At 66.7% G+C, this 1,440-nt stretch carries 2 protein-coding genes; both read left to right on the top strand.

Annotated elements, in window-relative coordinates; genetic code table 11:
* A partial coding sequence (locus EOA29_RS36370; protein ID WP_210213222.1) for a nuclear transport factor 2 family protein occupies positions 1 to 477 on the top strand: 477 nt, incomplete at its 5' end.
* Between the two features lie 102 nt (positions 478 to 579).
* A partial coding sequence (locus EOA29_RS36365; protein ID WP_145970045.1) for an NAD(P)/FAD-dependent oxidoreductase occupies positions 580 to 1,440 on the top strand: 861 nt, incomplete at its 3' end.

The following is a 1,440-nucleotide window of genomic DNA, read 5'->3' as shown; positions in this document are numbered from 1 at the left end:
GTCAAGGACGGCGATACCGCCGCCTTTCTGGAGACTTTCATGGGCGCGCTGGAGACGTGGATCAGAACCGTGCGGCCCGGCGGCTCGTCGTTCGACGCCTTCATGAAGCAGCGCGAGAAAATCGCCGAGGACTATGTCAACGGCAACGCCACATCGCTGAAGGCGATCGTGACGCATAGCGAGCCCGCCACCTTCTTTTCGCCGCGCGGCGACCATCTCGAAGGCGCCAAAGCCGTCGCCGGACGCTACGAGCGCGACGCCGCCAGCTTCCACCAGGGCGGCAGCACCGATCTCGAGGTGCTGCAGGCCTCCGCGAGCGGCGAGCTGGCGTTCTGGACCGGGCTGCAGCATGCCAAGGCGCGCATGGGCAAGAACGGCCAGCCTGCCGAGATGACCCTGCGGGTCACGGAGGTGTTCCGGCTGGAGGACGGCGCCTTCAAGCTGGTGCACCGCCACGCTGATCCCGCCAACGGTTAGCCTCTTATCCGCGACACAATGCCGGGACTCTCCGCAACAAGGGCTATTCCCATTGCCTCGTCGGCGGCATATGTCGGATACACGGTCGTGCCACTTGGGGCCATGACGACGACAAAGACAAGAATGGGCATGGAAGCGGAAATCTCGTCGGACCGGACCGGCGAGCCGGCAATCCTCGACGGCGCAATCGTGATCGGCGCAGGCGCGGCCGGATTGGCGGTGGCGTACGCGCTGATCGAGGCAGGCATCGCCACCGAGATCCTCGAGCGTGAGGGACGGCTGGCCGAGCCCTGGCACCGCCGCCACGACAACCTGCATCTCAACACGCATCGCGACCTCTCGACGCTGCCCGGCGTTTCCTTTCCGAAAGGCACCCCCGCCTTCCCGCATCGCAGCGCGGTGATCCGTCTCTTCAACGACTTCGCCCAGACGCACCGGCTGCCGATCGCCTTCGGCGTCGTCGTTCGGGAAATCGAATTCCGTGGTGACCACTGGCTGGTCAACACCAGCTCAGGCTCCCGGGCGGCGCGGCATGTGGTGGTGGCCACCGGGCGCGACCGGCAACCCTTCATCCCAGCCTGGAAAGGCATGAAGGATTTCTCGGGCAAGGTCATCCATTCGGCCGATTTCGGCCGGGCGAGCGACTATGCCGGAAAGAAAGTGCTGGTGGTCGGCGCCGGCAATTCCGGCTTCGACGCGCTCAACCATCTTTCCGGCGTCGAGACGGGACAGATGTGGCTTGCGGCGCGCAACGGGCCTTCGCTCTTACCCAAGCGCATCGGCAAGGTCGCCGTGCATCGCTTCTCGCCGGTCATGGCGCGCCTGCCGGCCAGGCTGGCGGACGCGGTGATGGCGGCGACGCAGCGGCTGGCCTTCGGCGACCTCAGGAAATATGGCCTGCCCCCTGCCCCGTCGGGCGGCGCCAGCCGCCTCGGCTCGGACTATACCGCGATCGCCGCCGAC

Origin of the sequence: Mesorhizobium sp. M1E.F.Ca.ET.063.01.1.1, assembly GCF_003998155.1 — a bacterium.
Lineage (GTDB): Bacteria > Pseudomonadota > Alphaproteobacteria > Rhizobiales > Rhizobiaceae > Mesorhizobium.
Note: the sequence above shows the minus strand (reverse complement) of the source record. Positions and strands in the feature narration are given on the sequence as shown.